Source organism: Amycolatopsis sp. NPDC051128, assembly GCF_040682715.1.
Lineage (GTDB): Bacteria > Actinomycetota > Actinomycetes > Mycobacteriales > Pseudonocardiaceae > Amycolatopsis.
On sequence record NZ_JBFBBN010000003.1, the window covers coordinates 138,438 to 165,113 of the forward strand.

At 70.8% G+C, this 26,676-nt stretch carries 20 protein-coding genes and 1 pseudogene; 11 read left to right on the forward strand and 10 right to left on the reverse strand.

The window, feature by feature from the left end; all coding sequences use genetic code 11:
• Nucleotides 1-45: 45 nt before the first annotated feature.
• The 4 genes from AB0M82_RS04700 to AB0M82_RS04715 are packed head-to-tail and all read right to left on the reverse strand — an operon-like array spanning nt 46 to nt 5,437.
• A complete protein-coding gene (locus AB0M82_RS04700; protein WP_364717711.1) occupies nt 46-1,695 on the reverse strand; it encodes an ABC transporter ATP-binding protein in 1,650 nt (549 codons plus the stop codon).
• On the reverse strand, nt 1,692-2,588 hold the full coding sequence (locus tag AB0M82_RS04705) for an ABC transporter permease (RefSeq protein WP_364717712.1): 897 nt from the start codon (nt 2,586-2,588) through the stop codon (nt 1,692-1,694). Before AB0M82_RS04705 ends, AB0M82_RS04700 begins: the two co-directional genes overlap by 4 nt.
• The gene (locus AB0M82_RS04710) at nt 2,585-3,610 is read right to left on the reverse strand and encodes an ABC transporter permease (protein WP_364717714.1); all 1,026 of its coding nucleotides are present in this window, start codon (nt 3,608-3,610) and stop codon (nt 2,585-2,587) included. Before AB0M82_RS04710 ends, AB0M82_RS04705 begins: the two co-directional genes overlap by 4 nt.
• 3 nt (nt 3,611-3,613) lie before the next feature.
• Nucleotides 3,614-5,437 carry an ABC transporter substrate-binding protein gene (locus tag AB0M82_RS04715; protein ID WP_364717716.1) on the reverse strand — a complete coding sequence of 608 codons (1,824 nt, stop codon included), beginning with the start codon at nt 5,435-5,437 and terminating at the stop codon, nt 3,614-3,616.
• A 179-nt stretch (nt 5,438-5,616) separates the two neighbouring features.
• On the opposite strand from AB0M82_RS04715, the gene AB0M82_RS04720 reads away from it, so the two are divergent.
• Complete coding sequence (locus tag AB0M82_RS04720) at nt 5,617-6,444, forward strand: M55 family metallopeptidase (RefSeq protein ID WP_364717718.1); 828 nt, start codon at nt 5,617-5,619, stop codon at nt 6,442-6,444.
• Nucleotides 6,437-7,735: a M20/M25/M40 family metallo-hydrolase gene (locus AB0M82_RS04725; protein WP_364717719.1), complete on the forward strand. Its 1,299-nt coding sequence runs from the start codon at nt 6,437-6,439 to the stop codon at nt 7,733-7,735. Before AB0M82_RS04720 ends, AB0M82_RS04725 begins: the two co-directional genes overlap by 8 nt.
• Here AB0M82_RS04725 and AB0M82_RS04730 read toward each other — a convergent pair.
• Complete coding sequence (locus AB0M82_RS04730; RefSeq protein WP_364717720.1) at nt 7,732-8,706, reverse strand: zinc-binding dehydrogenase; 975 nt, start codon at nt 8,704-8,706, stop codon at nt 7,732-7,734. The two genes, AB0M82_RS04725 and AB0M82_RS04730, sit on opposite strands and share 4 nt — an antisense overlap.
• Before the next feature lie 54 nt (nt 8,707-8,760).
• Between AB0M82_RS04730 and AB0M82_RS04735 the strand changes: the two genes are divergently transcribed.
• Nucleotides 8,761-9,540 carry a helix-turn-helix transcriptional regulator gene (locus AB0M82_RS04735; RefSeq protein ID WP_364717722.1) on the forward strand — a complete coding sequence of 260 codons (780 nt, stop codon included), beginning with the start codon at nt 8,761-8,763 and terminating at the stop codon, nt 9,538-9,540.
• On the opposite strand, the gene AB0M82_RS04740 is transcribed toward AB0M82_RS04735, so the two are convergent.
• Together AB0M82_RS04740 and AB0M82_RS04745 are read right to left on the reverse strand one after the other, a co-directional pair.
• Nucleotides 9,516-10,154 carry a class I SAM-dependent methyltransferase gene (locus tag AB0M82_RS04740; protein WP_364717723.1) on the reverse strand — a complete coding sequence of 213 codons (639 nt, stop codon included), beginning with the start codon at nt 10,152-10,154 and terminating at the stop codon, nt 9,516-9,518. The two genes, AB0M82_RS04735 and AB0M82_RS04740, sit on opposite strands and share 25 nt — an antisense overlap.
• Before the next feature lie 42 nt (nt 10,155-10,196).
• Entirely contained in the window at nt 10,197-11,825 is a 1,629-nt protein-coding gene (locus AB0M82_RS04745; RefSeq protein WP_364717724.1) for a tannase/feruloyl esterase family alpha/beta hydrolase, read from the reverse strand.
• Between the two features lie 147 nt (nt 11,826-11,972).
• On the opposite strand from AB0M82_RS04745, the gene AB0M82_RS04750 reads away from it, so the two are divergent.
• From AB0M82_RS04750 to AB0M82_RS04760, 3 genes are all read left to right on the forward strand, one after another.
• A complete protein-coding gene (locus tag AB0M82_RS04750) occupies nt 11,973-16,298 on the forward strand; it encodes a GH92 family glycosyl hydrolase (protein ID WP_364717725.1) in 4,326 nt (1,441 codons plus the stop codon).
• A 261-nt stretch (nt 16,299-16,559) separates the two neighbouring features.
• Nucleotides 16,560-19,688 carry a GH92 family glycosyl hydrolase gene (locus tag AB0M82_RS04755; protein ID WP_364717727.1) on the forward strand — a complete coding sequence of 1,043 codons (3,129 nt, stop codon included), beginning with the start codon at nt 16,560-16,562 and terminating at the stop codon, nt 19,686-19,688.
• Nucleotides 19,685-21,769, forward strand: coding sequence for an FUSC family protein (locus tag AB0M82_RS04760; RefSeq protein ID WP_364717728.1), 2,085 nt, complete (start codon nt 19,685-19,687; stop codon nt 21,767-21,769). The genes AB0M82_RS04755 and AB0M82_RS04760 overlap by 4 nt, the downstream gene beginning before the upstream one ends.
• A gap of 65 nt (nt 21,770-21,834) precedes the next feature.
• Here the strand turns inward: AB0M82_RS04760 and AB0M82_RS04765 are convergent, their stop codons facing one another.
• The 3 genes from AB0M82_RS04765 to AB0M82_RS04775 form a co-directional block, all read right to left on the reverse strand.
• Nucleotides 21,835-22,464 (reverse strand): DUF4360 domain-containing protein, encoded by a 630-nt coding sequence (locus AB0M82_RS04765; protein ID WP_364717730.1) that lies wholly within the window; start codon nt 22,462-22,464, stop codon nt 21,835-21,837.
• A 243-nt stretch (nt 22,465-22,707) separates the two neighbouring features.
• Nucleotides 22,708-23,559, reverse strand: coding sequence for a TIGR03560 family F420-dependent LLM class oxidoreductase (locus AB0M82_RS04770; protein WP_364717731.1), 852 nt, complete (start codon nt 23,557-23,559; stop codon nt 22,708-22,710).
• 46 nt (nt 23,560-23,605) lie between these two features.
• Complete coding sequence (locus tag AB0M82_RS04775) at nt 23,606-24,010, reverse strand: nuclear transport factor 2 family protein (RefSeq protein WP_364717733.1); 405 nt, start codon at nt 24,008-24,010, stop codon at nt 23,606-23,608.
• Nucleotides 24,011-24,104: 94 nt separating this feature from the next.
• On the opposite strand from AB0M82_RS04775, the gene AB0M82_RS04780 reads away from it, so the two are divergent.
• From AB0M82_RS04780 to AB0M82_RS04800, 5 genes and pseudogenes are all read left to right on the forward strand, one after another.
• A complete protein-coding gene (locus AB0M82_RS04780; RefSeq protein ID WP_364717734.1) occupies nt 24,105-24,536 on the forward strand; it encodes a MarR family winged helix-turn-helix transcriptional regulator in 432 nt (143 codons plus the stop codon).
• Nucleotides 24,537-24,629: 93 nt separating this feature from the next.
• Nucleotides 24,630-24,713: pseudogene (locus AB0M82_RS04785) on the forward strand (hypothetical protein); the annotation flags it as partial.
• A 12-nt stretch (nt 24,714-24,725) separates the two neighbouring features.
• The gene (locus AB0M82_RS04790) at nt 24,726-24,908 is read left to right on the forward strand and encodes a hypothetical protein (protein WP_364717736.1); all 183 of its coding nucleotides are present in this window, start codon (nt 24,726-24,728) and stop codon (nt 24,906-24,908) included.
• A 103-nt stretch (nt 24,909-25,011) separates the two neighbouring features.
• Nucleotides 25,012-25,992: a malate dehydrogenase gene (locus AB0M82_RS04795; RefSeq protein ID WP_364717737.1), complete on the forward strand. Its 981-nt coding sequence runs from the start codon at nt 25,012-25,014 to the stop codon at nt 25,990-25,992.
• Nucleotides 25,993-26,033: 41 nt separating this feature from the next.
• The gene (locus AB0M82_RS04800) at nt 26,034-26,609 is read left to right on the forward strand and encodes a YdcF family protein (protein WP_364717738.1); all 576 of its coding nucleotides are present in this window, start codon (nt 26,034-26,036) and stop codon (nt 26,607-26,609) included.
• Nucleotides 26,610-26,676 lie beyond the last annotated feature (67 nt).

Consider the following 26,676-nt stretch of genomic DNA (forward strand, 5'->3'; position numbering starts at 1 on the left):
CCGTTCGGAGGTTACACACCGCGCTGCGGCGAGGTTTCCGCAGTCTCAGGTTCCGACGGTCCGGCGCTGGGCGGTGCCGCCGGGCAGGGCGGCCAGCAGGGACTTCGTGTACTTGTGCTGCGGGTCCAGCAGGACCTGTTCGACCGTCCCGGTTTCGACGAGCTCGCCGCGGTACATCACGGCGACGCGGTCGGCGATGTTCCAGGCCAGGCCCAGGTCGTGGGTGATCACCAGCGCGGCGAGGCCGAGTTCGCGGCGCAGCCGCAGCAGCAGCGCGAGGATCTCGCCGCGGACGGACGCGTCGAGCGAGGCGACCGGCTCGTCGGCGACGATCATCGAGGGTTCGAGCGCCAGTGCGCCGGCGATGACGACGCGCTGGCGCTGCCCACCGGAGAGCTGGTGCGGGAGCCGGTCGATGTACTTCTCGGCGGGCCGCAGTTCCGCGGCTTCCAGTGCCCGGTGGACGACGGCGCGTTCGTCGGCCAGCCGGTGGATCCGCGGCCCCTCGGCGACGGCCTCGTACACGGTGTGGGCCGGGTTCAGCGCGCTGGTCGGGTCCTGGAGGACCAGCTGCACCTGCCGTCGGTAGGCCTTGAGCCCGGCGCCGCCGGACGGGACCGGTTTGCCGGCGTAGCGGACCACGCCGGAGTCGGGTTTCTGCAGGCCGAGCAGGGTGCGGGCGAGGGTGGTCTTGCCGGAGCCGGACTGGCCGACCAGGGCCACGATCTCGTCGCGGGACACCGTGAGGTCGACGCCGGCGACGGCGTCGATGCGTTTGCCGGTGCGGTCGCGGAACGACACGCGCAGGTTCTCCGCGGCCAGCAGGGGCTCCCCGGCCGGGGCGCGGTCCTCCCGTTCGGGCGGCAGCGGGCCGGCGGTGGCCGGGGCAAAGCGGGACACCGGATCGCCGACCGTCGGAAACGCCGCCGCGAGCGCCCGGGTGTGCTCGTGCTTCGGCGCGGTCATCACCTCGGCGCTGGGGCCTTCTTCGACGATCCGCCCGTCGTACATGACGGCGATGCGCTGGCAGGTGGCGGCGAGCACCGACAGGTCGTGGCTGATCATGATCAGCCCGATGTCCTGTTCGGCGACCAGCCGGGCCAGCAGGTCGAGGACCTGGGCTTGGACGATGACGTCGAGGGCGGTGGTCGGCTCGTCGGCGATGATCAGCCGGGGCGAGCAGGCCAGCGCCATGGCGATCATGACGCGCTGCTTCTGCCCGCCGGACAGCTCGTGGGGGTAGGCGCCTGCCCGGCTCGCGGGCAGGTCGACCTGGGTGAGCAGGTCGGCGACGCGGGCGTCGACCTCGGCGTCGGTGGGCGCTTTGCCGCCGGGCGGGTGGAGCCGGATCGGTTCGGCGATCTGCTCGCCGATCTTGCGGACCGGGTTGAGCGCGTGCATGGCGCCCTGGAACACCACGGACGCCTCGGCCCAGCGGACCGCGCGCAGGCGCCCCCACTTCATGGCCGTGACGTCTTCGCCGCCGAGGACGATTTCGCCGGTGATCTTCGCGGTGCCCGGCAGCAGCCGCAGCACGCTCATCGCGACGGTGGACTTGCCGGACCCGGATTCGCCGGCGACGCCGAGGGTGCCGCCGGCGTCGAGGGTGAGGTCGACGCCGCGCACGGCGGGGACGTCCTGGTCGCCCACGCGGTAGGTGACGGCCAGGTCCTTGAGCTGCAGCAGCGGGGTCACTTCTTCAACCTCGGGTTGAACACGGTCTCCAGTCCCCGGCCGACCAGGGTGAAGAAGAGGACGACGAGCACGATGGCGATGCCCGGCGGGAGGACGTTCCACCACGCGCCGCGGCTGATCGCGCCGTTGTTGAGCGCGCTTTCCAGCACCAGGCCCCAGGTGACGGAGTTGGGGTCGCCGACGCCGAGGAACGACAGGGTCGCGTCGGCGATGACGGCGTTGCCGACCACGAGGGTGGTGTTGGCCAGGACCAGGGGCATCACGCCGGGCAGGACGTGCTTGCCGATGATGTGGAGGTGGCCGCCGCCGAGGGCGTGGGCGCGTTCGATGTAGGGGCGGCTCTCGATGGTGAGGGTCTGGGCGCGGACCAGCCGGGCGGTGCTGGGCCAGGCGGTCAGCCCGATGGCGACGATGATCGTGCCGACGCCCTTGGGCAGCACCGCCGAGAGCGCGATCGCGAGGATCAGCGACGGCAGGACCAGGAAGAAGTCGGTGAACCGCAGCAGTGTCGCCGAGACCCAGCCGCCGAAGTGCGCGGCGGTGATGCCGATGAGCGTGCCGATGACGACCGACAGCAGGGCCGCGGAGAACCCGACGAGCAGGGAGACGCGACTGCCCCAGACCGTCATGAGCAGCACGGACCGGCCGAAGTTGTCGGTGCCGAGCCAGAAGTCGGCGTTCGGCGGGCTGAGCGGCTGCCCGGTGGCCTTGGTGACGTCGAGGTCGCTCTCGTCGCTGACGAACGGCAGCAGGAGCGCGACGACGACGGTGGCGCCGAGCAGGACGAGCCCGGCCAGCGCGGCGCGCTGGGCGGCGAATTCGCGCCAGGTTCTGACGATCGACGCCCGGCGGCGTGCCCACGCGATCTGCCGGGGTGTCTCGGCGGTGGTCATGAGGTACGCACCCTCGGGTCGAGCACGCGGTAGAGCAGTTCCGCGAGCAGGTTCATCAGCACGACCGCGCTCGCCAGCACGGTGAAGACGCCCTGCAGCACCGGCAGGTCGGGGCCGTGCAGTGCGTCGTAGGTGAGCTGGCCGAGGCCGGGCCAGCTGAAGACGGCCTCGACGGTGACCGCGCCGGCGACGACCGAGCCGATCTGCATGAACACCAGCGTGGTGGTCGGGAGCAGGGCGTTCGGGACGGCGTGGCGGCGGCGCACGAGGTCGTCGCGCAGGCCCTTGGCGCGGGCGGTGGTGAGGTAGTCGGCGTTCATCTCCCCCAGCAGCGACGACCGCATGATCAGCATGTACTGGGCGTAGAACACCGCCAGCAGCGTCACGCACGGCAGCACCAGGTGGTGCAGGACGTCGAGGGTCTGGGAGAGGACGTCGGGCGCGGCGTCCGGGGAATGCATGCCGCGGCTGGGGAACAGGCCGTTGGTCACCACGAGCAGCATCAGGCCGAGCCAGAACTGCGGGACCGACCACAGGGTCAGCGCGATCCCGGTCTGGGTGCGGTCGAAGAGGCTGTCGCGGCGCCAGGCGGCGCGGATGCCCAGCCACAGGCCGAGGATCACGGCGAGCAGAGTGGCGCTGCCGACGAGCAGGATGGTCGGCCAGAGCCGCTCGCCGATCATGTCCGCGACCGGTCGGCCGTTGTTGAGCAGCCGGGACTCGCCGAGGTCGCCGTGCAGCAGGCCCCAGAAGTAGTTGCCGAACTGGACGAACACGGGCTTGTCGACGCCCATCTGCTCGCGCAGCAGGGCGAGCTGCTGCGGGCTGGTGGCACGGTCGCGCGTCATCGCCGCGACGGGGTCGCCGGGCAGCATGCGGAAGAGGAAGAAGAACAAGACGACCACCAGCACGACGCTGATGAGCGCTTCGACGAGCTTCTTGAGGACGAACCGGGCGGTGCCGGTCCCGCCGCGGTGCTCGCCCGCATCAACGAGCACCGCGGCCTGGTCGGGCGTGGTCATGTCTTACTCGCGGTCTTCCGCCGACTTGCCGCGACGGCCGAGCATGACGCCGCCGCCGACGAGGACCACCACGACGACCGCGCCGATGACGATCCAGAGCACGGTGTTACCGCTGCCGCTGCTAGCGGTGTCGGTCGCGCCCACCGGGGTGGCGCCGTAAACGCCCCAGTAGCCGGTCTGCTCGAGGATGGCGCCCTTGGGCTGCGGCTGGGTGGTGAAGCCGGCGAACTTGTCGGAGCGGTAGGCCTCGAGCGCGTTCTGGTAGTCGAGCACGATCGTCGGGAACTGGCTGTAGAGCCGGGCCTGCGCCTGCTTGACGTACCCGGCGCGCTTGGCGTCGTCGGTCTCGGTGAGCTGCTTCTTGTAGAGGTCGTCGTACTGGGCGTCGCAGAAGAACGTGTCGGTGCTGCCGCCCTTGCCGTCCGGGCTGGGCCGGGCGGCGCAGGTGTGCAGCGACAGCGCGTAGTCCGGGTCGGGGTTGGTGCCGTAGCCGCCGATGGCGAGGTCGTACTTGCCGGTGGAGGTGCGGTCGGACAGCTCGTCGTCGGAGACCAGGTCCTGCTTGACGGTGATGCCGATGTCCTTGAGCCAGCCGGTGACGTACTGGGCGACGCCCTGGTCGTAGCTGCGGTTGGCGTGCCCGGTCAGGCGCAGTTCCAGCTTGGCGCCGCCGGGGGCGGTGCGGACGCCGTCCGGGCCCTTGGCGTAACCGGCCTGGTCGAGGGTGGTGTTCGCGGCGGCGAGGTCGAACTTGACCTTCTCGGTGTCGCTCGGGTCCCAGTGGTAGGCGGTGTAGATCGCGGGCACGACGCCGCCGCCGACCTGGCCGAGGCCCTTGAGCACCTTGTCCACCACGGTCTGGGTGTCGACGGCCTGGGTGATGGCCTTGCGGACGTTGATGTCCTTGAGCACCGGGTTGCCGTCACCGATGATGTTGTTGGCGTTGTCGGTGACGCCGAAGTTGATCGAGAGCTCGTCGTAGCGGCGGCCGGGCGCGGCGTTCGTGGTGATGCCCTGCTGGCCCTGCAGCGCGGCGAACTGGTTGGGGTTGAGCCGGTTGATGACGTCGACTTCGCCCTGCTTGAGCGCGTTGACCGCGGCCTCGGTGTCCTTGAACTGCAGCAGCTGCAGCTCGTCGACCTTCGGGGCGCCGCGCCAGTAGTCCTTGTTGGCCTTGAGCTTGACGTACTCGTTCGGCTTGTACTCGGTGACCTGGAACGGCCCGTCGGAGACGCCGGCGATGGCCAGTTCGTCGGTCTTGGGGTCCTTGAGGTCCTTGACCGGCTCCCAGATGTGCTGGGGCACGATCGGCACGTCGAGCAGGTTCATGTTGACCTGCACGGTCTTGGTCTTGATGACGAGGGTGGTGTCGTCGGGCGCGGTGACCGTCTCGAAGTTGCCCACGTAGTTGCCGTTGGCGGTGCGGGCGTTCTCGTCGGTGAGCATGCGGTTGAAGGTGAACGCCGCGTCCTTGGCGGTCACCGGCTGCCCGTCGCTCCACTTGACGCCGCCGCGGATCTTGAACGTCCAGGTGAGCTTGTCCGGCGACGGGGTCCAGGACTCGGCGAGGGCGGGCGAGGCCTCGGCCTTCTCCGCGTTCGGGACGGTCAGGAACTCGTAGGTGAACCGGCCGATCTGGGTGGAAGCCGAGAGCACGGCGGTGAAGGGGTTCAGGTGGTCGATGCCGGTGGTCAGCGCGACCCGGAGCACCTTGCCCTGCTGCGCCTGTGCGGGCACGGCGAGCGGGATCGCGGCCAGGGCCGCGACGGCCGCCACCGCTCCCAGACGGCCGACTCTGCGTTGGAACTGCACCAAAAACCACCCCATCGTTCGCAATGTGAGCCTCCCCAAGGACGAGAAGTAACCACATACCGGGACAACCGCGCAATATGTGGCCGCCTCGGCAGGTGTCCGATCGTTATCGATCGCCAATCGTGACGCTGCGTGACAACCGGAAGGCGGCATTCCGTGTTCGCGGCCCGGACGGCCTGGCTAGAGTGCCCGGCATGCGCATCCTGATCTCGGCGGACATGGAGGGCGCCACCGGCGTCACCTGGACCGACGACGTCGTGCCCGGATCGCCGCAGTGGGACCGGTTCCGGCGGCTGTTCACCGGCGACGTCAACGCCGTGCTGGCCGGGCTGTACGAGGCCGGGGCGGGGGACGTGCTGGTCAACGAGGCGCATTCGTCGCAGCGGAACCTGTTGCTGGAGGACCTCGACCCGCGGGCGCGGATGCTGACCGGGCGGCACAAGCCGTTGTCGATGATGCAGGGCGTCGACTCCGGCGTGGACGGCGTGGTGTTCCTCGGGTACCACGCGGGCGCCGGGTTCGACGGGGTGCTGTCCCACACGTACCTGGAGAACCAGATCACCGGGGTGTGGCTGGACGACGTCCCGGCGAGCGAGGGCCGGTTGAACGCGGCGATGGCCGCGGAGTACGGCGTCCCTGTCCTGCTCGTTTCGGGTGACGACAAAACGTGCGACGACGCGCGTGATTACGCTCCGGAGGCGGAGCTGGTGCAGGTGAAGGAATGCGTGAGCCGGTACGCGGCGATCTGCCTGCCGCCGGCGCGCACGGCGGAGCTGCTGACCAGCGCGGCGGCCGACGCGCTGGCGCGGGCGGGCCGGGAGGAGCGGCAGGTCGGGTCGCACCGCATCGAGGTGGAGTTCGACGCGAGCCACCTGGCCCAGGCGACGGCGGTGATCCCGACGGTGGAACAGATCGGCACCCGCCGGGTCGGCTTCGACGCGGTGAACATGACCGAAGCGATGAAGGCGTTCAAGGTCGTCACGGCGATCGCGGCGGGGGCGGTGCAGGGTATCTATGGCTGATGTGGTTGAGCTGTGCGCTGATCTGATCCGGTTCGACACCACCAACCGCGGCGGGGGTGACGCCGAGGGCGAGCGCCCGGCCGCCGAGTACGTCGCGGCGTTCCTCGACGGCCTGGGCATCCCGTCGAAGATCCTCGAAGCCGCGCCCGGCCGCGCGAGCGTGATCGCCCGCGTTCCCGGCACCGACCCGTCGCTGCCCGCGCTGCTGGCACAGGGGCACCTCGACGTCGTCCCGGCGGACGCCGCGGACTGGTCGGTGGCGCCGTTCGCCGGTGAGATCCGCGACGGTTACCTGTGGGGCCGGGGCGCGACCGACATGAAGGACTTCGTCGCGATGGTGCTCGCCGCCCTCGCGGGCGGAGTGCGGCCGCGGCGCGAGCTGGTGCTGGCGTTCGTCGCCGACGAAGAGGACCGCGGGGACTGGGGCGCGCACTGGCTGGTCGCCGAGCACCCGGAGCTGTTCGAGGGCTGCGCGGCCGCGATCAGCGAGTCGGGCGGCTACACCTACCACGTGCCCGCCGCGGACGGCCGCGACGTGCACCTCTACCCGGTCGGCACGGCCGAGCGCGGGACCGCGCACCTGCGCCTGACCGCCCGCGGCCGGGCCGGGCACGGGTCGCGTCCCAACCACGAGAACGCCGTCACCCGCCTGGTCGGCGCGCTGCACCGGATCGCCGCGCACCGCTGGCCGGTGGAGCTGACGCCGACGGTGCGGGCGTTCCTGGAGCGGACCGGCGCGGCGCTGGGCGTCCCGGTTGATCTGTCCGATTTGGACGCTGTGGACGAGATGGTGACCGCGCTCGGTCCGGCGGGCGCGCTGGTGGTGCCGACGGTCCGCAACAGCACGACGCCGACGATGCTCGACGCGGGTTACAAGGTGAACGTCATCCCGTCGACGGCGACCGCCCAGGTCGACGTGCGGGTGCTGCCGGGAACCGAGGACGCGCTGCTGGCCGAGCTGGACGGGTTGCTCGGCGAAGGCGTCACGCGCGAGTTCGTCGCGCGCCAGCCGCCGGTGCAGGCGCCGGTGGACTCCCCGTGGTTCGACGCGATGGCCGCCGCGCTGCGCGCCGAGGATCCCGAAGCCGTGGTGGTGCCGTACTGCCTGGGCGGCGGCACCGACGCGAAGGCGTTCGCGAAGCTGGGCATCGACTGCTACGGCTTCGCGCCGTTGTGGCTGCCGAAGGGCTTTCCGTACCGGGCGATGGCGCACGGGGTGGACGAGCGGGTGCCGGTGGAAGGGCTGCACTTCGGCACCCGGGTGCTGTCCCGGTTCCTCGAAAGCTGCTAGGGCACCAGGACCAGCTTCCCGGCGGCTTCGTCGTTCTCCATGTACCGGTGGGCCGCGACGATGTCGTCCAGGCCGACGACGCGGTCGATGTGGGGGAGGTACCGGCCGGCCTCGACTTCGCGGACGATCCGCTGCAACACGGCCGCGCCCGCCCCGCCCTTGAGGTCGTCGCTGTGGAAGGCCGTGAGCTTGGTCCCGGACGGGATCTTCGCGATCGGTTCGAAGTCCGGGATGATCCAGCCGCTGAGCGAGCCCGCCACGCACACCGTGCCGCCGCGCCGGACCAGACGCAGTGAGTCCGCGGCCGTGTCCGCGCCGACCAGATCCAGCACGTAGTCCGGGCCGTCGGGCCAGACCGAGCGGACCGTCGGCCCGCCGTCGTCGACGAGGACGCGGTGGACGCCGGCCGCGGTCAACGCGCTGATCTTGCTTCGGCTCCGGGTCGTGGCGGCGGTCTCGACGCCGAGGCCGCGCGCGATCGACGCGGCGGCCAGGCCCACCGACGAGGTTCCGCCGCGGATCAGCAACCGGCGTCCCGGCATGATCCCCAGCGCGTCGAGCGCGCCCTGCGCGGTCAGGTACGTCTCGGGCAGCGCGGCCACCACCTCCCGGGGCAACGTGGTGGTGACCGGCATCAGCAGCGGGTTCGGCAGCAACGCGTACTCGGCATAACCGCCGTCGAACTCCCGCCCCATCTCCCCCATCACCGCCGCCACGGTCGTCCCTTCCGGCAGCCGGGGGTCGGTCGAGGCCGCCACGGTGCCCACGCATTCGATCCCGAGCACCCGCGGGAACCGCACGGTGGGCGAATGTCCTTGCCTGGTCCTCAGTTCCGACCGGTTCAGGCCCGCGCCCTCGACTCGCACCAGGCTCCAGCCGGCCCGGACCGCCGGCACCGGCAGTTCGCGGATCTCCAGCACTTCCGGGCCACCCGCCCGGACACAAACCGCCGCTCGCATCGTCTTGCTCATGCGTCCACTGTCGCCGGATCGGCGGGCGGCCGACCACCGGTAGAATGCCATGTTATGCCCATTGGCCGCCAAGATCCTTCGTCGTCGCGGATCTGGCCGTCCGGCGGCGTGCACCTGTGGCCGTCGGGCGGAACGAGCCCGGGGCACGCCCATCCACGGGGGCACCTGGTCTACGCGGCCCGCGGTGTCCTGTCCGTGCACACCGAAGACGGGACGTCGATCGTGCCCGCCAACCGGGTCGCCTGGACGCCCGCGGGGTTCACGCACTACCACCGCGCCCACGGCCACACCGACATGCGGATCGTGTTCCTGCCGGCGGCCCTGGCGCGGCTCGTGCCGAGCCGGCCGGCCGTGTTCACCGCCTCCGGCCTCGCCCGCGAAATCCTGCTCGCCCTCACCGGCCCCGGCGACCACGACCGCGCCGCGGACGCCCGCCTTCGCCGGGTTCTCGTCGACCAGCTCCAGGAAGCCCGCGAGCAGCCGTTGCACCTGCCGGAACCCCGCGACGACCGGTTGCGGGCCATCGCGCGGGTGCTGTACGAGAAGCCCGGGGACACCACGCCGCTGGCCGAACTCGGGCGGGCGATCGGCGCCAGTGCCCGCACGCTCAGCCGGCTGTTCCACGACGAGCTCGGCATGACCTTCTACCAGTGGCGCACCCAGCTACGCGTCTACCACGCGCTGGTCCTGCTCGCCGACGATCACGACACCGCCCACGTGGCCCACGCCTGTGGCTGGGCGAACCCGAGCCACTTCATCGCGGCCTTCACCGCCGTCGTGGGCACGACCCCCGGCCGTCACCGAACCGCTCAGCGCGTGAAGGTGGCCCAGTAGCGGGCGCCGCCGCGGATGGTCTCCAGGCTCACCAGCCGGACGCCGTCCTGGGCGACGGACTCGATGTCCGCGCGGCTGAACGGCCACGGCGGGCTCTGCCAGTTCTCCATGTCCATGTTCTCCTCCGCGACCTCGCACACCAGCGCGGTTCCGCCCGGGGCGAGGAACCCGGCCAGCGACGCCACCGCGGCGGGCCGGAAGTCCCGGGGCATCGCCTGGACGTTCATGATCTCCACGATCAGGTCGAAGGCCTGCCGCCACTCCCCCGGCGGGTTCAGCAGGTCCGCCACCACGTAGTCCACTGTGGACGTGGGGAAGCGGGTGCGGGCGGCCTCGATCGCGGTCGAGGCGACATCGAACGCGGTGACGGCCCAGCCGGCCGTGGCCAGGAACTCGGCGTCGTCGCCGAGGGCGCTGCCGACGACCAGTGCGCGGCGGCCCTCGCCTGGGCTCGCCCAGGCGGCCAGCTCCACGTTCGGCACGTTGCGGGCCCAGGGCAACTCGGCCTCGCCCCGTGCGGCGGCGGTGTAGAGCTGTTCGAACCACCCGGTCGGGTTTCCCTGGGCGAGGGAAGCGCGGGCGAGTACACGGTCGGCGGGTTCCGGCGTCGTCATGATCGCGACCCTAACGACAACGCCGGACCCGCGTGACCGGTTTTACGGCGCGACCGGCCCCGGGATCGCGTACAGCTTCTCCCCGGCCCAGCGGACGACGTCCCGGACCGGCGAGGTCGGCGGGGCGGGGCGGAAGTTGGCCGCGTCGTCGACGCTGCCGGTGCCGTCGTAGACCGCCCGCTGCGGGTAGGCGAACACCGGCCGGGTGCGGGTGACGTTCCCGTCGGCGTCCCGGCCGGTCGCGGTCACCCGTGTCGGCGCGGTGCCGCGTTCCACCCAGGCGACCAGCTCGCGCAGCGGGTCGAACTCGGTGATCGTCGTGCCGCCGCCGCAGTGGTAGAGCGACGGGACCATGAACAACCGGGCCCAGTCCTGGGGACGGCCCTGGGTGAGCCGCTGGTAGTAGTCGAGCGTGCCGGTCGGCGGGATGGCCTGGTCGGCCCAGCCGTGCCAGAGCACGAGCTTGCCGCCGCGGCGCTGAAACGCCGAGAGGTCGAGGCTCATCGCGTTGTAGCGGACGCCGACCGGGGTGAGCCGGTCGAACTCCCGCTTGGTGAAGGCGAAGGTGTCGACGGTCGACGTCGGCGCGCCGATCGGGTAGCCGAGGTAGCGGAGGTAGTTGTCCGCCAGGCCGCGGGCGAAGGCGACGCCGCCGGTCTCGGGCACTCCGATGATCCAGCCCGCCCAGGACAGCTCCGAGCCCGGCTGCTCACCACCGGGGTAGAGCAGCGTGCCATGGCCGTCGGTAGGCGGCGAGTAGAGCTTGCGGGTCGCGGCGACCTGGGCCGGGGTGAGGCACGCCGGGCTGTCCGCGCCCGGGCAGGCCAGCGTCGCCGGGTCGAAGTGGCAGGCACGGGGGTCGTCGAGCTGGCCGTCGGTGAGCCCGTCGAGCCGGTCGCAGGCGGCGAGGACGGCGTTGTGCAGGGCGGGCAGCTTGGCCGCGGTGAGGATCGGGCTGCCGTCGGCGGCGGTGTTCACCCGCGCGAGCCAGACCTGGAACTCGAGCAGCGGGCCCCAGTAGTTCGCGGGCGCGCCGGCGACGATGCCGTCGAAGTCCGCGGGGTAACGCTGGGCCAGCAGGAGACCTTCGCGGCCGCCGTCGGAGCAGCCGGTGAAGTAGGACTTCTTGGGCGCGGCACCGTAGAACGCCTGGATGATCGCCTTGGCGGCGCGCGAGACGACGTGGGGTCCCCGGAACTCGAAGTCGTCGCGCGCGGCCTGGTTGTTCGCGCCCCAGCTGCCGTCGTCGACGACGGCGGGGGTGCGCCCGACATGGCCGTCGTCGGTGGCGGCGACCGCGACGTCACCACCGTGGGGCAGGCCGCAGTCGGCGAACCGCGGCGGGGTGATCAGACCGCAGAAGCCGCCGCAGCCGTACTGCAGGTAGCGCCCGGCGTAGGTCTTGGTGGGCAGCCGCAGCTCGAACTGGACGGCGGGCTCGACGTAGCCCCGTACGCCGCAGTACTCGGGATCGGTGCCGGTCGCGGCGACGACGGCCGCGGAGGTGACGTGCGTGGCGGCGCCCGGGAGGGCGAACCCGCGGACCAGCTCGCCGCAGGCGAGCACCGGCCGAACGGGCGAATCCGCCGCGGCGGTGGCGGTTCCCGCCACGAAACCGGTCGTGGCGAGCGCCATGGTCACGGCCGCGGTGAAGATCTTCAATGGTCTCATCGGTCCCCCGTTTTCCGCGTTGTCCAGTTCTGGTCAGGTTTGCCGGGCGGCCTTGACATCGATGTCACCCGCGCGCTTCCCTTCCTTGGCGCCGCCGGTCCCCGCCCGCGGTGCTGCTGATTCCGCCCTCCAGAGCTTGGAGCAACGATGCCCCGAAGCGCCAGACCGCCGGTCGTTTTTCTGGTGACCGCCGCCGTGGTCGCCGCCGGCCTGGTCGCCGTCCCCGCCGCCTCGTCCGCCGCCGAAGACGCCCTTCCCGCCGATTTCTCGTCCTCCTTCGAGGCGGGCGACGCGCAGCCGACGTGGACCGACACGGTCGACACCGACGCGGCGGGCAAGCCGCGCGCGTCCGGCATCAACGGCGCGAACGGCACCGCCATCCCCGGCGACATCCGCGGCAAGGTGACCGAAACCGGCGCCAGCAGCGAGAACAGCAGCGGCGGCGAGGTGGTGTCGAACCTCGTCGACGGCACGACGGACACGAAGTGGCTGTCCTGGGACCCGACGGCGTGGGCGCAGATCTCGCTGTCGGAGGCCACCTCGATCACGCACTACGCGATTTCCTCGGCCAACGACTTCGACAACCGCGACCCGAAGGACTGGACGCTGCAGGGCTCCAACGACGCCCTCGCCTGGACCGACCTCGACAAGCAGACCGACCAGGCGTTCACCGCCCGGTTCCAGCGGAAGGACTACCGGCTGGCTGCGCCGAGCGCGCCGTACAAGTTCTTCCGGCTGAACATCACGCGCAACAACGGCGGGCCGATCCTGCAACTGTCGGAACTGCTGCTGGCCAACGACGAGCCGGCGCCGCCGCCGCTGCCGAACATGCGCAGCTTCACCGACTCCGGCCCGACCAGCGGCTACACGAACAAAAACCGCGTCGGCTTCACCGGGCTCAAGGCGTTCCGCTACTCGGGCAGCCAGACCGCGACCGGGCACGGCTGGTCGTACAACAAGGTCTTCGACGTCGACGTCCCGGTCGTGGCCTCCACCGAGCTGTCGTACAAGGTGCAGCCGCAGTTCATCACCGGTGACCTCAAGTACCAGAGCACCAACGTCGCGATCGACCTGGTCTTCACCGACGGCACCCGGCTGCGCGACCTCGGCGCGACCGACCAGTACGGCTTCCCGCTGACGCCGGAGGGCCAGGGCGCTTCGAAGGTGCTCTACACCAACCAGTGGAACCTGGTGCGCTCGGCGATCGGCACGGTCGCCAAGGGCAAGACGATCGACCGGATCCTGGTCGGCTACGACAACCCGGACGGCCCCGGCTCGTTGCAGGGCTGGCTGGACGACGTGAAGATCTCCGCCACGCCGACCCCGCCGGCCAGCACCCGCCCGACCGACAACGTGCTCACCACGCGGGGCACGATGGCCAACGGGACGTTCTCCCGGGGCAACAACTTCCCGGCGACGGCGGTGCCGCACGGGTTCAACTTCTGGACCCCGGTGACCGACGCGAACGCCGATTCGGGCGACGTCCGGTGGATGTACAACTACAGCACCCAGAACAACGAGCAGAACCTCCCGGAACTGCAGGCGTTCAGCGTCAGCCACGAGCCGAGCCCGTGGATGGGCGACCGGCAGACCTTCCAGGTGATGCCGTCCGCGGCCGCCGGGGTGCCGGACGCGAACCGCGACGCCCGGGCGCTGGCGTTCAAGCACGACAACGAGACCGCTCGCGCGCACTACTACGGCGTGCGGTTCGAGAACGGGATCAAGACCGAGATCACCCCGACCGACCACGCGGCGATGTTCCGGTTCTCCTTCCCGGGCAGCGACTCAAGCCTGATCTTCGACAACTACAAGAACCAGGGCGGGCTGACGCTCGACACGGCGAACGGCACGCTGTCGGGCTTCACCGACGTCAAGAGCGGCCTGTCGGCGGGCGCGGGGCGGATGTTCGTCTACGCCACGTTCGACAAGCCGGTTTCCGCGGGCGGGAAGCTCACCGGGCAGGGCCGCGACAACGTCACCGGGTACCTGCGGTTCGCCGCCGGCGCCGACAAGACGGTGACCATGCGGATCGCGACGTCGCTGATCAGCGTGGATCAGGCGAAGAAGAACCTGGCGCAGGAAATCGCGCCGGCCGCGACGTTCGACTCCGTCCGCGACGCCGCGCAGCGGGCCTGGGACGACCAGCTGAAGGTGATCGAGGTCGAGGGCGCGTCGAAGGACCAGCTCACGACGCTGTACTCGAACCTCTACCGGCTGTTCCTGTACCCGAACTCCGGGCACGAGAACACCGGCACACCGGAGAAACCGGTGTACCGGTACGCGAGCTTCGTCTCGCCGAAGACCGGTGCCGACACCCCGACACAGACCGGCGCGAAGATCGTCGACGGCCAGACCTACGTCAACAACGGCTTCTGGGACACCTACCGCACCACGTGGCCGGCGTACTCGCTGCTCACCCCGGAGATGGCCGGGAAGATGGTCGACGGGTTCGTGCAGCAGTACCGGGACGGGGGCTGGATCTCCCGGTGGTCGTCGCCGGGGTACGCCGACCTGATGACGGGCACCAGTTCGGACGTCGCGTTCGCCGACGCCTATCTGAAGGGCGTCCGCAACTTCGACGTCAAGGCGTCCTACGACGCGGCGCTGAAGAACGCCACCGTGACCCCGCCGAACAACGCGGTCGGCCGCAAGGGCGTCGACGAGGGCATGTTCCTCGGCTACGCGCCGAACACCGCCGACCACGGGTTCTCGTGGTCGATCGAGGGCTACGTCAACGACTTCGGCATCGCGAACCTGTCGAAGAAGCTCTACGACGAAGCTCCCGCGAGCGACCCGCGCAAGCAGGAGTACCTGGCCAACTACGAGTACTTCACCAGCCGCGCCCAGCAGTACGTGAACCTGTTCGACCCGGGCGTCGGGTTCTTCCAGGGCCGCGACGCCGCGGGCAAGTTCAGCCGATCGCCGCAGGACTACGACCCGCGGGTGTGGGGCATCGACTACACCGAGACCGACGGCTGGGGCATGGCGTTCTCCGTGCCGCAGGACGGGCAGGGCCTGGCCAACCTCTACGGCGGCAAGGCGGGCCTGGCGAAGAAGCTGGACGCGTTCTTCGCCGACCAGGAGACCGCGAACTTCCCGGGCTCCTACGGTGGGGTGATCCACGAGATGCGGGAGGCCCGCGACGTCCGGATGGGCCAGCTCGGCCACTCCAACCAGGCCTCGCACCACACGCTCTACATGTACGACTACGCCGGTCAGCCGTCGAAGACGCAGGCGAAGGTCCGCGAGGCGCTCTCGCGGCTCTACACCGGTAGCGAGATCGGGCAGGGCTACGCGGGCGACGAGGACAACGGCGAGCAGTCGGCCTGGTGGACGTTCAGCGCGCTGGGCTTCTACCCGCTGCAGATGGGCAGCCCGAACTACGCGATCGGGTCGCCGCTGTTCAAGAAGGCGACGATCCACCTGGCCGGCGGCAAGGACCTGGTGATCAACGCGCCGAAGAACAGCGCGAAGAACGTCTACGTCCAGGGCGTGAAGGTCAACGGCAAGGCGTACTCCTCGACGTCGCTGCCGCACGACCTGATCGCGCGCGGCGGCCGGATCGACTTCGACATGGGCCCGAACCCGTCGTCGTGGGGCACCGGCCCGAACGACGCGCCGAAGTCGATCACCACGGGTGACGCGGTGCCGGCACCCCTGCACGACGAGACCGGGCCCGGCAAGGGCACGCTGTCCACTTCGGACGGCTCCGACGCGGCGGCGCTTCTCGACAACACCTCGCGCACCCAGGCCGCTGTCACCGGCGCCGTGCAGTACCAGCTGAACAACACCGACGAGGCCGTCACGCACTACACGCTGACGTCCCAGACCGGTGCGGGCGACCCGAAGAGCTGGACGCTGAAGGGCTCCTACGACGGCAAGACCTGGGCCGTGGCCGACCAGCAGGCGAACCAGGCGTTCAGCTGGCGGCAGCAGACGCGGGCGTTCAAGGTGGCCAACCCGGCGCACTTCGCCTACTACAAGCTCGAGGTCACCGCGACCAGCACCGGCGCACCGGCGTCGCCGGCCGAGTTCGAGCTGCTGGGCAAGCCGGACGCGGCCTGCACGAAGACGATCACGGGTGCGTCCGGTCCGCTGTCGGTCGCTTCCGACACGGTGTGCCTGCAGGACGCGACGGTGTCCGGCCCGGTCACCGTCGGTCCCGGCGCCTCGCTGGTGGTGCGCGGCGGTTCGATCAAGGGCCCGCTCGCCGCGACCGGCGCCGCCCAGGTGGTGCTCAACCGCACGAAGGTGGGCGGCCCGGTGGCCATCACCGGAGTGAGCGGGCAGGTGTCGATCGAGCTGACCGACATCGCGGGCCCGGTCGCGCTGACCGCCAACCACGGCCCGGTGCTCACCTCGAGCACGATCGCCGGCCCGCTGGCATGCGCGGTCAACTCACCCGCTCCGACGGACTACGACCTCCCGAACACCGTCCGCGGTCCGGCCGCCGGGCAGTGCGCGAAGATCTAGTCCGGTAGTTCGCGGCGGCCTCCCCACCAACCCGGCCAGGGGCCCGGCAAAGTCTCTTGGCGAGGGGTTTCTTGGTCGCGAATGACTCATTCGCGACAGCAGGCCGAGTGGGGAGGCCGCCGCCGTGTCGTCCACGCAGGTACGCGTGCCGCCGGGGTCCGGTCCGATCGGACGACACGCGTACCTGGACGGACGGCACGGGGTGCTGGGCGCGATCCGGCGGTCGCGCGGGCTGGGCCGTTCGGCGGATACGGTGGGCGCATGTCCGACGCCGCGTTCTTCTCCTCCTTCGAAGCCGGCGACCCGCAGCCGGCGGATCCCGCGCTGCGGGTCGGCAGCGGCCCGGACCGCTCCCCCACGGCCAAGACCGGCGTCGGCTTCACCGGGCTGCGTGCCCTTCGCTACTCCGCGCGGCCCGAGGCCGTCCTGTTCGAACTCGACATCCCGGTCACCGACCGGACCGAGCTGTCCTATGTGGTCTTCCCGCGGTCCGATGGTGAGATCCCGGCCTACCACGCCACCCACGTTAGTCTCGACGTCGAGTTCGCCGACGGAACTTCGGCCGGCTTCGCCCCCGAAGACGACAAGACGCTCTGGGTGGACCAGTGGAACCTCGTCCGCCGCCCGCTCGGGGCCTTCGCGGGCCGGCGGATCAGCCGGATCGTGCTGCGCACGGCGTCTCCGGGCGGGGAGATCACCGGGTGGATCGACGACGTCCGCGTCGCCGAACGCGCCGATCTGCCGCGCGAGCCCGTCGACTTCGTCCGGACCACCCGCGGCACGCACTCGAGCGCGGACTTCTCCCGCGGCAACACCTTCCCCGCCACCGCCGTGCCGCACGGGTTCAACTTCTGGACCCCGGTCACCGACGCCGGCGTCACCAACTGGATCTACTCCTACCACCGCCACAACAACGCGGAGAACCAGCCGGCCCTGCAGGCGCTGGCGCTGTCCCACCAGCCGAGCCCGTGGATGGGCGACCGCCACACCTTCCACGTCATGCCCGGCACCGGCCCGGTCCAGCCCCACCGCCCCCACCGCGCCCTGGCCTTCTCCCGCGACGACGAAACCGACTCGCCGCACCACTACGGCGTCCGGTTCGCCAACGGGATCACCGCCGACCTCGCGCCGACGTCGCACGCGGCGATCCTGCGGTTCACCTTCCCCGCCAAGCACGGCTGGCTGCTGTTCGACAACGTCGGCAACCGCGGTGGCCTGCGCCTGAACGCCGACACCGGTGTCGTGACCGGCCACACCTGGGTCCGCAGCCGCCTGTCCGCCGGGGCGCGCCGCATGTTCGTCTACGCGGTGACCGATACCCCGGCCACCAACGGCGCCAAGCTCCGCCGGCGTCCCTGGCGGCGCGTCTCGGGCTACTTCGAGTTCGACGGCCCCGGCGTCACGCTGCGGATCGCGACGTCGCTGATCAGCCTCGCCCAGGCCAAGCGCAACCTCGAGCTGGAGATCCCCGCCGGGACGACGTTCGAGCAGGTCCGGGACCAGGCCCGTGAGCTGTGGCAGGACCTGCTCGGCCGCGTCGAGGTCGAAGGCGCCACCGAGGACCAGCTCACGACGCTGTACTCGAACCTCTACCGGCTGTTCCTGTACCCGAACGTCGCGCACGAGAACACGCCGAAGGGCATCCGGCACGCCAGCCCGGTCCGGCGCCGGTGGTGGCCGAGCACCCGCACGCGGACCGGCGCGAAGGTCGTCGACGGCGAGCTGTACGTCAACAACGGCTTCTGGGACACCTACCGCACCACCTGGCCCGCATACGCGCTGCTCACCCCGGCGCGCTGTGGCCGGATGATCGACGGCTTCGTCCAGCAGTACCGCGAAGGCGGCTGGATCTCCCGGTGGTCGTCACCGGGGTACGCCGACCTCATGACCGGCACCAGCTCCGACGTCGCGTTCGCCGACGCCTACCTCAAAGGCGTCCGCGACTTCGACATCGAAGGCGCCTACGACGCCGGTCTCAAGAACGCGACCGTCACCCCGCCGCACCGCGCGATCGGCCGCAAGGGCCTCGGCCGGTCGATCTTCCTCGGCTACACCCCGGCGTCCGTCCACGGTGGACTCTCCTGGGCACTCGAGGGCTGCGTCAACGACTTCGGCCTCGCCAACCTGTCGGAGGCACTTTCACGTGAAAGTGCCGCGCCGCGAGCCCGGACGTATGCCGAGTACGCCGCCTACTTCCGCGAGCGCGCGAAGCACTACGTCCACCACTTCGACCCGGAGATCGGCTTCTTCCAGGGCCGCCACGGCGACGGCCGCCGCCGGTTCGCCCCCGATGGCTACGACCCGGCCGCCTGGGGCGGCGACTTCGTCGAGACCAACGCCTGGAACACCGCTTTCTCCGCACCCCACGACGGTCCCGGCCTCGCCGCCCTCCACGGCGGCGCCGCCGGCCTCGAAGCCAAGCTCGACGCCTTCTTCGCCACCCCGGAGACCGGCCGCAGACCCGGCGCGTACGGCGGCCTGATCCACGAGATGACCGAAGCCCGCGACGTCCGCATGGGTCAGTACGGCCACTCCAACCAGCCCTCCCACCACATCCCGTACGTCTACAACTTCGCCGGTGCGCCGGCGAAGACCCAGCGGGTCGTGCGCGAAGTGCTGCGGCGGCTCTACCTCGGCAGCGAGATCGGCCAGGGCTACGCGGGCGACGAGGACAACGGCGAGATGTCCGCGTGGTGGGTGTTCAGCGCCCTCGGCTTCTACCCGCTGTCGGTCGGCAGCCCGCACTACGCGATCGGCTCACCCCTGTTCGAGAAGGCCACGGTGCACCTCGGCGACGGCAAGAGGCTCGTCGTCCACGCTCCCGGAAACACCGACGAGACCGTCTACGTCCGCGGGCTCACTGTCGACGGCGAACCGCACGACACCACGACCATCGCCCACGCCACCCTCGCCGGCGGCGCCGAACTGGTCTTCGACCTCACGACCGAACCGACCGGCTGGGGCGCCCCGCCGCCGCCCGCCGAACACCCGGAACCGATCGAAGACCTCACGGGCACGGCGACGAGCTCCGACGGCAGCAAGGTCGACGCGCTGTTCGACGACACCACCGGCACCCAGGTCACCTTCCGCGGCGCCACCCCGGCGATCGAGTTCACCGTCACCGGCGAACCCCGCGAAGTCACGATGTACACGCTCACCTCCGGCACCCGCCGCGGCGACCCGAGCGCGTGGATCCTCGAAGGCTCCGACACCGACGGCGACAGCTGGGCCACCCTCGACGAACGTCACGACGAGCTGTTCCGCTGGCGCCGCCAGACCCGCCCGTTCGTCCTCGCCGCCCCGGCCGCGCACACCCGCTACCGGCTGCGGATCACCGCCGCCCGCGGCCGCCGCGTCACCCTCGCCCAGTGGGAGCTGCTCGCCCGATGAACTTTCGCACCGCTATCGTCGACAGGCTCGCGGCGGCCGACCCCGGCCTGGTCCGGCTGCGGCTGGCCGGCTCCGCCGTCCTCGGCATCGTCCTCGCCGTCGCCGCGCTGCTGCCCGCGCACGTGCCGCTCACCGTCATGCTCGTCGGCGCCATCGCCGCGATGATGACCGCCTTCACCGTCAACGACCCCACACCGGGCGGCCAGGCCGTCACCCTCGTCCTGGCGTTCCTCACCGGAGCCGCGTCGATCACCGTCGCCAGCCTCGGCTCGGCCCTGCCGCCGCTCGACAGCGTCGTCTTCGTCCTGCTGATCTTCGTCGCCGTCTACGCCCAGCGCTTCGGCGCCCGCGGCACCGCGCTCGGCTCGATCGGCTTCTTCCTCTTCTTCTTCCCGATGTTCCTCCAGACCCACCTGGCGCAGGTTCCGCAGCTGCTGATGGCGCTCGCCGTCGGTGTCCTCGCCAACGCCGTCGTCCGGTTCGTCCTGTTGCGGCACAACGCCGAAGCGGAGTTCCTGCGGGTCCGCCGCGCCTTCCGCGCCCGCCTCGCCACGGTCGTCCGCGCCACCGAGGCCTACCTGGGGGTGAACGGCAGCGAACGCACCCGGAAGCAGCTCCGCTCGGCGATCGCGCGGCTCCACGAGTGCGTCCTGCTCATCGAGGACGCCGCGCCCGACGTTGTCGACGCCGGCGCCGCCGACCGGCTGCGCCGCCGCGCCATCGAGGTCGAGCTCGCCGTCCAGTGGCTGGCCATCACCGTGCAGCGCACCTGCTCCGACGAACTCACCGCCGAAGTCCGCGACGACCTCATCGCCCGGCTCGCCCGGTTCCGCGCGCTGATGGAACGTGACCCGCGCGAGCTGCCGCTGATCAGCCGGACCGGCGAGTTCAGCCGCATGCTCGTCGAAGGCAGCCGCATCGACGAACACGCCGCGCCCGGCGACGGCGTCCGCAAAGCGCTGGCCGAGCTCGCCCTCGCCGACGACCGCGCCCAGCGCGCCGCCGCCCCCGAGTCCGCTCCGGAATCCCTCGAGGACCCCGGCGAAAACGCGCCGACCCCGAAGTTCGCCTACGACAACCGGACCCGCAGCGCCATCCAGGCCGTCGTCGGCGGCGGGCTCGCCGTGGTCGGCGGCCAGCTCGTCTCCCACCAGCGCTGGTACTGGGCCGTCCTCACGGTCTTCGTCGTGTTCATCGGCGCCTCCAGCGCCGGCGCCACCTTCGTCAAGGGCGTCCGCCGCCTCGGCGGCACCCTCATCGGCATCGTCGGCGGCGTCCTGCTCGCCGCGGGAGTCGGCGGCAGCACCGCCGCCACGCTGGCGCTGATCCTGGTCTGCGTGTTCGGGATGGTCTACACCGCCCGCGTCTCCCAGGTGGTGATGGCGTTCTTCGTCACCAGCATGCTCGGCCTGCTCTACAGCCTGCTCGGCACGTTCAGCCTCGAGGTGCTCTGGATCCGCGTCGCCGAAACCGCGGTCGGCGCCACCGCGGGCATCCTCGCCGCGGTCGTGATCGTCCCGGTCCGCACCCGCTCGGTCATGCTCGACGACATCGCCGAAGTGCTCGACGACCTCGAAGACTTCCTCGTGCGCACCCGTGGGCTGCTCGCCGGCGAAGAGAACGTCAACATCATCGAGCTCTCCCGCGACCTGGACCGCTCGGTCGAACAGGTCCGCGCCACCATCGAACCGCTGACCCACCCGGTCAACCTCCGCAGCGCCCGCCGCGACTACGGCTGGCACGTGCTCACCACACTGGAAACCATCGCCTTCCGGGCCCGCCATGTCGCCGCCCGCGCCCAGCCCGGCCAGCTCACCGGCGCCGACGCCGATCGCCTGCGCCTGTTCACCGGGCGGCTGCTGGCCAACATCGACGTCCTCCGCAAAGCCCTGGAAGCACCGGGTGGCCCCACACCCGGCACCCTCGTGCGCGACGACGGCACCCCCGTCTCCGACCGCGTCGAGCAGGCCGAAACCCGGGCCGTCCTGTCCAGCCTCAGCCACCTCGACGAGGCCCTCGTCTCCCTTGGCCTCGTCTTCGGCGTCCAGGCCACCGACCCGCGGGCCCCCGCGAAACAGTGACCGGCCGAGGCGGCGCGGCTCTCTCGCCGCGCCGCCCCTCTCCACCTCCGGTCAGCCTGAGCCGATCACGGGCAGGACAACCACGCGAAGTGGTACGTCGTGGTGATGCTGCCGTCGGTCGAGTCCATCGTGACGTAGCTCGTCGTCTTCTTCGGATCCGACGTTCCCGCCGTGGCCCGCAATTCCGTGTTGATGTTCAGGTTGCGTTCCTCGCCACACGGCTTGAACGCGATCGCGCCGACCTCCGTCGTATCGGTGAAATGCCAGTCGTCTTCGAACGGCCCGGTCAGCGGGTGCTGAACATAGGCCGTCGGGGAATTACCCTGGAAATAGTAGTTTGCTCTTTCCAGCCCGGTCGCACCCCGTTCCAGGTGGGCGAATCCGCGGTAGTCCGCCTGCGCGATTCCGTAGGTGAACCCCTGCGGCACGTGCACCCGCAGGCCGATCTGGCAGTTCTTCCTGGCGTCCAGCGGGCCGGCACCGACCCCGACCAATGCCGTGTAGGCGCTGTATGTCACGGTGAACGCCGTGTTGTCCTGCGAAACGGCCACCGCGGACGTGCCGAGCGGGCAGCCCGTGCCGATGGCGTTCACGACGTCGATGACGATTTTGTCGGGCGGCGGAGGAGTGTTCCACGAATGCGGGGCGACCACAGAGGACAGCGCCATTACGGCAGCAACGACCGCAGACAGCATCGGAATCCTTCCCAATACATTCAAATTGGGGACGGGGGCCGGACCATGGTAGCGAAAGGATCATGGAAGCAAACCCCGCTGAACGGAGCAACGCGCCGTAGTCGTCCCACCACGCAACATTGCTCACGTTCCAACAAATTCGACATGTGCACATTCCCGGTGGCTGTGAACAAATTACCGGGAAAACGATTTCGCGCCGCCGGTCCGCCCGGTCACCGGCACGATCACCCCCGCGACGTCCGGTCAGTCCAGTTGGCCGGCGACCCGCCCGAGCGTCTCGACCCCCGCGATCGACCACGGACCGGCCGTGATCACCACCGCGTGGTCGATCCCCCACGCGGCGAACTCCGCGCACCGGCCCGCGAACGACTCCGCCGGCTCCCCGGGCGAGAGCCGGGTGCTGATGGTCTTCTCGATCTCCCCGTACGGCCGCCCGGCCTCCTCGCAGTGTCGCGCGAGGACCGCCAGCTTGTGCCGCACCGTCGCGCCGCCGTCCGGGACGTCGAACACGTTGCACGCGTCGGCGTACCGGGCGACGAGCCGGAGCGTCTTCCGCTCCCCGGCCCCGCCGATCAGCACCCGCGGCCGCCGCACCGGCGGCGGATTCCCGATTGGACGTTCTAGGCGGTAGTGCTCACCTTCGAACGCCGAGTCGTCGCCCGCCCACATCCGCAGCGCCAGCCGGATCGTCTCCTCCATCCGTTCGAACCGCTCGCCCACCGGCGGGAACGGCAGGCCCATCGCCCGCGCCTCGCCGTCGTGGTGCCCGATGCCGATCCCGAACCGGGCCCGCCCGCCGGACAGCACGTCCAGCGTCGTGACCGCCTTGACCAGGAGCGCGGGCGGCCGGAACGTCACCGCCGAGACCATCGTGCCCAGCCCGATCCGGCTGGTCCGGCCGGCCAGGAACCCCAGCGTCGTGTACGCCTCGAGCATGGCCGCGTCGGCGGTGCTGTGCGGGTCGGCCTGCAGCAGGTGGTCGGCGACCCACAGCGTGTCCAGCCCGGCGTCCTCGGCCGCCACGGCGACGGCCACCAGCTCGTCGGTCAGCTTGTCCGGCCACGAGAAGTCCGTGACCCCGATGCTCAACCGCATGATCTTGCCCTCCCGCGTCCGCGTGAGCAGTTCCCGGTCGTGGCGCTCATCGCCGCTCTCCCTGGGGCGCGAACGGCGGCGGCCCGCCGATGGGGCTCAGGTGGATGCTCGCCAAGCGCCAGCGGTCCCCGTCGCGGACCAGCACGTGCGTGGCGCGGAACCGGCCGCTCGCCGGGCTTCCCTGATGCTTCGCGACCTGCTCGTGCACGCCGACCGCGATCGCGGCGCCGCCGAAGTCGCGCACCTCGACGTCGGACCAGGCCAGCTTCTCGGTGACCAGCGCGCCGCTGTCGTAGCGCGCCAGCCACTGGTCCCGGTCCAGCACGAAGCCCAGCGGCCCGACCAGACGGAAGCCGTCGGCGGCCAGGCCGGCCAGTGCTTCGGTGTCGCCGCGTTCCTCGGCCGCGGCCCAGACCCGGCCGAACTCGCGAACCTGCTCTTCGGTGCTCATCGGATTCCCCTTTCGTTCGATGCCTCAACGTTAGGAGTCTAACCGTTAGATGTCAAACGCTTAGACCTCTCGGCATCTGCGGTACGGTCTCCCCGTGCCACCACCAGTCACCGCCCCCATCGGCGTCGTCCTCGCCCGCACCGCCAAAACGGCCGCCCGCGCCTTCGACCAGGCGCTCGCCGCCGCCGGCGGCTCCCAGCCCGTCTGGCAGATCCTCATCTCCCTCAAGACACAGCCCGCCGCCAACCAGCGCGAACTCGCCGACGCCGTCGGCATCCAGGGCGCCACCCTCACCCACCACCTCAACGGCATGGAGACCGCCGGCCTCGTCACCCGTCGCCGCGACCCCGAGAACCGCCGAGTCCACCTGGTCGAACTCACCGACGACGGCGAAAAGCTGTTCCACCAGCTCGCCACCGCCGCCATCGCCCACGACCAGCGCATGAGGAAAGGCCTGTCCGACACGGAGATCGCCCAGCTCGCCGACCTTCTCCACCGGCTCGCCGCCAACGTCGCGGACGCTTAGCCCGCCCATCGGAACGGCCGGTTCGGCGGACTGGGCTTTTGTGGGCACCGCGCTTGACTCGACCTCATCGCCACCGGACGCAAGTCGACCGAGATCCGCGTCAACGACTCAAGCCGTCGCAAGATCAAGGAAGGCTCTCTGAGCCGGTTCCGCTGCCAGGGTGACCAGGTTCTCGCGCGGGTGACCCGAGTGACCCGCTACGCGACCTTCGACGAGATGTTCGACCACGAAGAGATCGCTTCGGTCAACCCCTCGCCACCCGCGCCGAGCAACTCGCCAACATCCGCCAGATCTACCCACCCGAACGCGAAGCGCTGGGCGTCGTCGCGATCGGCATCGAACTGGTCGACCCACCCCGACCGCACCCCGTGACCGGATCGATCCAGCGAGAGTGACTGGACGCACCCGGACGGCGACCACGAGGAGGGATAGGCTCACTGCACTAGCCAAAGTCGTCTCAAGCTGGAGTACCGCAATGACCCAAGCCCCTGTCAACGTGACCGTCACCGGCGCGGCCGGCCAGATCGGCTACGCGCTGCTGTTCCGCATCGCGTCCGGTCAGCTCCTCGGCCAGGACGTCCCGGTGAAGCTGCGGCTCCTCGAGATCCCGCAGGCGGTCAAGGCGGCCGAGGGCACCGCCATGGAGCTCGAGGACGGCGCGTTCCCGCTCCTGGCCGGCACCGACATCTTCGACGACCCCAAGCAGGCCTTCGAAGGCACCAACGTCGCCCTCCTGGTCGGCGCCCGCCCGCGCAGCAAGGGCATGGAGCGCGGCGACCTCCTCGAGGCCAACGGTGGCATCTTCAAGCCCCAGGGCGAAGCCATCAACGCCGGCGCCGCCGACGACGTCAAGGTCCTCGTGGTCGGCAACCCGGCCAACACCAACGCCCTCATCGCCCGCTCGCACGCCCCCGACGTGCCGGCCGACCGCTTCACCGCGATGACCCGCCTCGACCACAACCGCGCCCTCGCCCAGCTGTCCAAGAAGCTCGGCGTACCGGTCACCGAGATCAAGAAGCTCGCGATCTGGGGCAACCACTCGGCCACCCAGTACCCGTCCGTCCAGCACGCCGAAGCCGCCGGCAAGGGCGTCGAGGTCGACCAGGCCTGGCTGGAGAACGACTTCATCCCGACCGTCGCCAAGCGCGGCGCCGCGATCATCGAAGCCCGCGGCCTCTCCTCCGCCGCTTCGGCCGCCTCGGCCGCCATCGACGACGTCTACACCTGGGTCAACGGCACCCCGGCGGGCGACTGGACCTCGGCCGCGGTCGTCTCCGACGGCTCCTACGGCGTCCCCGAGGGCCTCATCTCCTCCTTCCCGGTCACCGCGAAGAACGGCAAGTACGAGATCGTCCAGGGCCTCGAGATCAACGACTTCTCCCGCGCCCGCATCGACGCCTCCGTCGCCGAACTCGTCGAAGAGCGCGACACCGTGCAGAAGCTCGGCCTCATCTGAGCCCGCTCCGGCACTTCAAGGGCCACCGTCCGGCTTGGACGGTGGCCCCTCTCGCCCTGGCCCTGCTGGCCTGGGGCGAACTGGAACACTGGCGCGCCTCCCGACGCCGGCTCGGCCCCGGCACCACCGCCCGCGGGACGAGCGAAGCCGTCGTCGTACTGGGCTACCGCAACCGCGGCAACCGGATCAACGCGGTGAACCGCTGGCGCGTCCGCGCCGGACTGCGCTCACTCGACGGCGCCGGAGCCCGGCTCGTCCTGAGTGGCGGCCCGGCCGCCGGCGGCCGCCCGGAAGCCGAACTGATGGCGGCCCACGCCCGCGGGAAACATCGCTACCACGGCCCGCTGAGCCTCGAAACCGAGAGCCACAGCACCTGGGAAAACGTCCGGAACGTCATCCCGCTGCTCGGGGACGTCGACCGCATCAAGATCGTCTCCCACTCCCTGCACGCCGAAAAGGCCCGCGCCTACCTGTGGCGGCAGCGCCCCGACCTGGCCACCCGCCTCGTCCGTGCCCAGGACTACCGCCCCGGCGAATGGCTGCTGGCCAAGCCGGCCCTCGCCCTGCTCGGCCGCCGCAACCTGCGCCGGCTCGAAGCGGACCGGCACCGGACCTGATCGCCCGGAGCGAACTCCGCACGCTCACAGCGAAACCTCACCCCACACCGGATCCCGGGCCCTACCG